The organism is Sinorhizobium sp. 8-89 (assembly GCF_030124325.1).
Taxonomy (GTDB): domain Bacteria; phylum Pseudomonadota; class Alphaproteobacteria; order Rhizobiales; family Rhizobiaceae; genus Sinorhizobium.
The window spans coordinates 456,519-462,573 of the sequence record NZ_JASKLR010000004.1 but is presented as its reverse complement, the minus strand read 5'-3'; the positions used below and the strand labels follow the sequence as shown (position 1 = coordinate 462,573).

The following is a 6,055-nucleotide window of genomic DNA, read 5'->3' as shown; positions in this document are numbered from 1 at the left end:
CACCGCCTTCGGCGGCGCGCGCGGGCGCACCGACGTGCCGAAGATCGTCGACTGGTACATGGAGGGCAAGATCGAGATCGATCCGATGATCACCCACACGATGCCGCTCGACGACATCAACAAGGGCTTCGAACTGATGCATTCCGGCGAAAGCATCCGCAGCGTCGTGATCTATTGAGCGTATCCGCCGGGCGCTCGAACCAAGCTGAAGCGCCAGAGCATCCGAGACGAGATTTGGGCTTCGGCACAACAGGGAGGACACGCGATGGAAAGTTCAATTCGCATTCATCCGGCGGTCGATGGGGGCCTGAGAGAGGCCAGCCCGAACTTTACCGGAGGCACGCTTGTTTGTGCCTGCACGGACAGGCCCGTCAAGGTGAGGATCGAGGGACAGATTGCCCACAATCATGCTTGCGGCTGCACCAAATGCTGGAAGCCCAGCGGCACCAATTTCTCCATTGTTGCGGTTGTTCCGCATGACAAGGTGAACGTGCTCGAGAACGGTGACAAGCTGCAAGTGGTCGACCCGTCTGCGCTGATCCAGCGGCACGCCTGCAGGGACTGCGGCGTTCATATGTATGGCCCGGTGGAGCGTGAACATGCCTTCCAGGGGCTGGACTTCATTCACCCCGAGCGCTTTCAGGAGTCGGGCTGGGCTCCGCCCGGCTTTGCCGCCTTCGTCTCCTCCATCATCGAATCGGGGGTCGACCCCAGTCGCATGGATGGCATCCGGGCACGTTTGCGGGAGCTTGGACTGGAGCCCTATGACTGCCTTTCGCCAGCCCTGATGGACTATATCGCCACCTGGGTTGCGAAGAAGTCGGGCGCGCTTCCCAGCTGATCGAGCAGACGGAGTCGATCCCGCCCTGTCAGCGTGCTGATCAAGCCGCTGACAGGGCGCCATGGACTTTGACGTGGAAACATCCGCAGCCGCGGCTACCGCCGTGCCTGCGATTGAAGGAGCATCCGGTAGATCGCCCGGGCACGACGCGGATCTAGGGGCGCGGCGGCTTGACGCTGCCGAAGCGGACCTCTTCGCGTGAGGGATTGTCGGCGATCGAGTTCTCTTCCTCGTCATCTGGAAGAGCTTCGTCCGGATCGACATTTGCCTCATCGCTGCTCGGAACCGGCGGTATCCGGCCTTGATCCGCCGGCTTTGCATCCTCGGGGCGCGATAGATCCGGTCGCGTCTCGGCGTTCTCGTCGGGGACTATCTCGGCCGGTCGGCGGGCAGGGTTTTTCGGATTGATACGTGCCATCGTGGTCTTCCTTTTCTTGTCGGAAGAAAGCGAGTGGCAGCACTTTGTTCCCAAGCTTCATCTGTTCCTTGTTCTCCAAGTCTCGCTCCAGCGTCCTGCCGGCAAGGCGAACGCTGACGAGGATGTGCGTCTTCCGGGCGCGATCGGCTAGGCGATGGCGATCTTCGGTTGAGGAACAATTGCCATCGATGACGATTGGGAAGTCGCTTCGAACACGCGGGTTCGAACACGCGGGAATGCGGGGCGTTATCCCAAGCCCCTGTTCCGCCGTCTCGCAGTTCAGATCAGGAATGAAGGGTGGTCACCGGAGGATGTCAAAGATTGTGACAGCAGCGGTACTTCTTATTCTGGTCGTGATCGCAGTGATTTGGGTGCTTTTTCCGTATGACGGGACCCCCGATATTGGACAGCCACCGCCGCATGCGATCGACCAATCGGATTAAGCGCCCCCCGTGGCCGCGTGTCCGGAATCCACGACAGATTCGCCCATTCAATGCCTCCCGCCTACGTGGTGCGACGCCCATGTCAGCGATGTCGGAACATCTTCAGCCGCTGGCGGTTCCTTCGGAACCCTCGTTCGAGACGGAGATGCAACATGAGGAAAGCTCTGAGAGATGCGGTAGTGGTCATCACGGGCGCTTCGTCCGGAGTTGGGCAGGCCGCGGCCGAGGAGTTCGCCCGACGCGGTTCGAAACTCGTGCTCGCCGCCCGCGATGCGGCCGCGCTTCAACGCGTGGCGAAGACCTGTCGCGAAATGGGGGCCGAGGTCCTGGTTGTGCCTACTGACGTGACGGATGCAGACGCAGTCAGGGAGCTGGCCAGGAAGGCGACGAGCTTCGGCCAGATCGACGTCTGGTTCAGCAATGTCGGCGTCGGTGCGGTTGGTCGCTTCGTTGATACGCCGATCGCTGCCCACGAGCAGGTCATTCGCACGAACCTGATGGGCCATATCAATGACGCACATGCGGTCATTCCGATTTTTCTCAAGCAGCGCCAGGGCACCTTCATCAACATGATTTCTCTCGGAGGTTTTGCTTCCACGCCTTTTGCGACGGCCTACAGTGCCAGCAAGTTCGGCCTTAGAGGCTTCTCCGAAGCGCTCCGTGCCGAGCTCGCCGATGAACCCGATATCCACATTTGTGACGTTTACCCCACCTTCATGGATACTCCGGGGGTGGCCCACGGTGCGAATTACACGGGCCGCAAACTCAGCGTTCCTCCACCCGTCTACAATGCGCGCCGTGCCGCTCGCGCCATTGTCCGTCTCGCGGAGCGTCCACGCACCTCGATCACGGTTGGCTTCGTGGCGGACCTGGCGCGTTTGGCGCATTTTCTCGCGCCCAATCTCACGACGCGGCTCCTGGCGAAGCTTACGTCCCGTTATCTGAGCCAAGCGCCGCGGGTAGAGAGCAGCAACGGCAACTTGTTCAGGGCGCCGGCCGTGGCCGGCGGTATCGACGGAGGTCTTCGCTCGTCTCATAGAATTCCGCTTGCAACCGTGGCAGCCGTGGCTGTCGTCGGGCTCGCGGTCGTTGCCCTGATCGCCGGGAGGCCCCGTGCTTCGCACATGGGAGTCCTGAGGTGAAGGCCCTGACTTGGCACGGCAAGGGCGACATCCGATGCGAGAGCGTGCCTGATCCGAAAATCGAGGACGATCGCGATGCCATCATCAAGGTCAGCGCGTGCGCGATCTGCGGCTCGGACGTCCATATTTTCAACGGTCTCATTCCCTCGATGGAGCACGGCGACGTGCTTGGCCATGAAACGATGGGCGAGGTGGTCGAGGTCGGCAAGAGGGCGACCAGATTGAGGGTCGGCGATCGTGTCGTCGTTCCTTTCACAATCGCCTGCGGCGAGTGTTTCTTCTGTCAGCGAGGCTTCTATTCGGGCTGCGAACGCACTAATCCCGATCGGGAAAAAGCCGTGAAGCTATGGGGCAATTCGCCCGCCGGCCTGTTCGGCTATTCGCATCTTCTCGGCGGCTATAACGGCGGGCAGGCGGAATATCTGCGGGTACCCTATGCGGATGTCGGACCGATCAAAGTCCCGGACGAGTTGACCGACGAGCAGGTGCTGTTTCTTTCCGACATCTTCCCGACCGGCTACATGGCCGCCGAGTTCTGCGACATCAAGCCGGCCGACACGATCGCCATCTGGGGCTGCGGTCCCGTCGGGCAGATGGCGATCCGTTCGGCGTTCCTGCTCGGAGCCGAAAGGGTGATTGCCGTGGATACGGTTCCGGAACGCCTGAGGCTCGCCGAAACGGCGGGTGCGATGACCCTCGATTTCATGCAGGAGGACATCTACGATCGAATCATGGAGATAACCCACGGACGGGGTGCCGACGGCTGCATCGACGCGGTCGGGACCGAAGCCGACAGCCGGGCAAGCCTCGATTCCTTTGTCGACCGCGTGAAGGTGGCCACGTACATGGGCACCGATCGCCCTCATGTCTTGCGGCAGGCAATCCATTGCTGCCGGAATTTCGGAACCGTCTCGATCGTGGGCGTCTATGGCGGATATCTGGACAAGATACCATTGGGGTCGGCAATCAACCGCGGACTGACTTTCCGCATGGGGCAGACGCCGGTGCAGCGTTATCTGCCTTCGCTGCTCGATCGGATCGGGAAGGGGGAGATTGACCCCTCTTTCGTCATCACCCACAGGGGCAGTCTCGATGAGGGGCCGGCGCTCTACCGTACCTTCGGCGACAGGAAGGATGGTTGCGTAAAGGTGGTTCTGAGGCCGTAAGGGATCTGCCCTCGTCAAGCGCTGACGCGTGCACGCGATCGCGCGATGTACCTCTTTAAACTCCGCGAAACTGCTTAGAGCTCCAGAATGGCGTAGGGCCGGCCCGTCGGCTTTTCGATATGGGCAGCGACATTGAACACCGGGGCGCCGCCCGGTGTTTGCCCTTCGTAGGTTCCTTTATGTGCGTGGCCGTGAACAACGGCGCTCACGCGGAAGCGATCGATGGTCTCAGCGAGACGGGATGAACCGAGAAACGGGTATATTTCCTTGGGTTCCCCCGCGACGGTTTCGGCGATCGGGGAATAGTGCAGAACGACCAAGGCGCGCTGTGCCCTGGTGTTTCTCAAGGCATTCTCCAGACGCATGGCCTCCTCGACGCTCTCCGAGACCATGGCCTTTATGGCGGTCTCGCCGAACGAGCCCAGCATGTGCCGACCGAAGCCGCCGATGAAGCCTTTTGTTCCGGCGAACCCCACTCCCTCGATCTCGATGGTCTGGCCGTTGAGAAGATGGACGCCTGCCTTCACCAGGATCGATGAGACTTCCTCCGCCGCATCGCACTGGTGATCGTGATTTCCAAGAACGGCGACGACGGGAACCGTGCAGGACTTCAGGTCGGCTGCCAGGAGCTCGGCCTCCATCGGCTTGCCCAGGTCCGTCAGGTCCCCGGCGATGACGAGCACGTCAGCGGCTTGAGAAATCTCGGAAAACAGCTCGGTATAGGAGACCGACCTGTCCTCCTTCACGTGGAGATCCGCAACGGCGGCGACCTTCAGCTTGCTCATGGCGTCTTCTCCTCGATTCCTTCGCGCATGTCACCCTCGCCGCCGATATCGGCGAATCCCCATTCCCTGACGTCGATCTCGTAGTCGGGGCGCGAGTACATTCGCCCGCGACAGATTTTCGTCTGCGGCAGCGGCAGATCCCGTTGTGCCGCCAGCCTGCTCAGGAGCTCGTCCATCAGCCACTGCGGAACCTTGTTGCGCTCGGAAGGATATATCCATCGGAAATTGAGGAGGTGGATGAGCAGAACCTCCCAGTGAACCTCCATGTATTCTAGCAATCTTGCCCAGTCGACCCGGTCATGCGCTTTCAGGATCACGTGCACCACGTCGGCGCCGTCGTAGCGTTCACGAAGCTGGATGAAGGACTTCGACCAGATCAATTCGGTCGGCGCGGCGATCGAGACCGGACAGCCGCTGATTTCCACCGGCAGCGCATGTGCGAACCAGCTATCGTTAACCAGCATAGTTCCATTCGGCGAGGCGAAGATTACGTCGAAGAAAAATCTGCCCTTGAACACCTTCCCCAACCACCGGTCGTCCTCGATTTCGACCGCGTAGCCACGGGACTTGAAGTGCCGGAGGATACGGGTGTAGTCGCCCGCCTTGCAAAATACGTCGAGATCCTTCGTCGGCCGTGAGATGCCGGTATAGGCGCTGACGGCAAAGGTGCCTGCGATCAGGAAGGGAATTTTGGAGCGAACGAGCTCCGCGATTGCCTCGGCGACAAAGGCCTCGGCCTCCTCGTCAACGAGTTGCGGCACGGCGAGCGGTCCGGCTCCTCCGCGTGAATTCTTTTGCGGCGGTATGGCTGATTTCATGCTGTTCTCCGGTACCGACAGGATCTCCTACGGAAACACGCTAGACTTGGGGAAGTTCCGCGCCATCGTTGAAGCAGACGAAGGGGTGCCTCGCAGCAGTCGAGCTCCGGACGGGCGCATCCATCGGGGCAGACAGCGCGTCAGGAGCTTGCGCTAACCGCGTTGCTCGCCTTCGCGTTTGGCTTGGGCGAGATCCTCGTCCGTCAGGACGCGGAAGTCCGGATCGGCTGCGCCGCGCTCCTGCTGGTTGAAGCGCAATTTCTCCATATACGGCGTCGGCTTCTTGCGGCGGTAGTCGCCAAATTCCTTGGCATAATAGGCGCGCGCGTCCTCGACGCTTTTCGCGCCGGTCACAATGTCGTGCATCAGGTTGAGTGCCAGAAAGTTCGCCTGTTCGTCGTGGCAGCGCGCCGAGACTTCGCCGGCCGTGCGTTCGACGATC

Annotated in this window: 6 protein-coding genes and 2 pseudogenes; 4 read left to right on the top strand and 4 right to left on the bottom strand. The window is 61.1% G+C overall.

The annotated features are described in order from the left end of the window. Positions 1-178, top strand: a pseudogene (locus QN219_RS12250) (S-(hydroxymethyl)glutathione dehydrogenase); the annotation flags it as partial. Between the two features lie 87 nt (positions 179-265). Beyond that, positions 266-841, top strand: a complete 576-nt coding sequence (gene gfa, locus QN219_RS12245; protein ID WP_283999936.1) for an S-(hydroxymethyl)glutathione synthase — start codon at positions 266-268, stop codon at positions 839-841. A 154-nt stretch (positions 842-995) separates the two neighbouring features. Here the strand turns inward: gfa and QN219_RS12240 are convergent, their stop codons facing one another. Beyond that, on the bottom strand, positions 996-1,259 hold the full coding sequence (locus tag QN219_RS12240) for a hypothetical protein (RefSeq protein ID WP_283999935.1): 264 nt from the start codon (positions 1,257-1,259) through the stop codon (positions 996-998). 595 nt (positions 1,260-1,854) lie between these two features. Here QN219_RS12240 and QN219_RS12235 point away from each other — a divergent pair. Beyond that, positions 1,855-2,844, top strand: a complete 990-nt coding sequence (locus tag QN219_RS12235) for an SDR family oxidoreductase (RefSeq protein WP_283999934.1) — start codon at positions 1,855-1,857, stop codon at positions 2,842-2,844. Beyond that, on the top strand, positions 2,841-4,010 hold the full coding sequence (locus QN219_RS12230) for a zinc-dependent alcohol dehydrogenase (RefSeq protein WP_283999933.1): 1,170 nt from the start codon (positions 2,841-2,843) through the stop codon (positions 4,008-4,010). The genes QN219_RS12235 and QN219_RS12230 overlap by 4 nt, the downstream gene beginning before the upstream one ends. Before the next feature lie 74 nt (positions 4,011-4,084). Here QN219_RS12230 and QN219_RS12225 read toward each other — a convergent pair whose 3' ends face one another. The 3 genes and pseudogenes from QN219_RS12225 to QN219_RS12215 all read right to left on the bottom strand — a co-directional run. Further along, the gene (locus tag QN219_RS12225) at positions 4,085-4,795 is read right to left on the bottom strand and encodes a metallophosphoesterase (RefSeq protein WP_283999932.1); all 711 of its coding nucleotides are present in this window, start codon (positions 4,793-4,795) and stop codon (positions 4,085-4,087) included. After that, a complete protein-coding gene (locus QN219_RS12220) occupies positions 4,792-5,613 on the bottom strand; it encodes a hypothetical protein (RefSeq protein WP_283999930.1) in 822 nt (273 codons plus the stop codon). Before QN219_RS12220 ends, QN219_RS12225 begins: the two co-directional genes overlap by 4 nt. Before the next feature lie 153 nt (positions 5,614-5,766). After that, positions 5,767-6,055: pseudogene (locus QN219_RS12215) on the bottom strand (hypothetical protein); the annotation flags it as partial.

Excerpts from the sequence above, each read along its gene's own strand:
- gfa (WP_283999936.1), top strand. The coding sequence starts at position 266 with ATGGAAAGTTCAATTCGCATTCATCCGGCGGTCGATGGGGGCCTGAGA.
- QN219_RS12240 (WP_283999935.1), bottom strand. The coding sequence starts at position 1,259 with ATGGCACGTATCAATCCGAAAAACCCTGCCCGCCGACCGGCCGAGATA.
- QN219_RS12235 (WP_283999934.1), top strand. The coding sequence starts at position 1,855 with ATGAGGAAAGCTCTGAGAGATGCGGTAGTGGTCATCACGGGCGCTTCG.
- QN219_RS12220 (WP_283999930.1), bottom strand. The coding sequence starts at position 5,613 with ATGAAATCAGCCATACCGCCGCAAAAGAATTCACGCGGAGGAGCCGGA.
- QN219_RS12225 (WP_283999932.1), bottom strand. The coding sequence starts at position 4,795 with ATGAGCAAGCTGAAGGTCGCCGCCGTTGCGGATCTCCACGTGAAGGAG.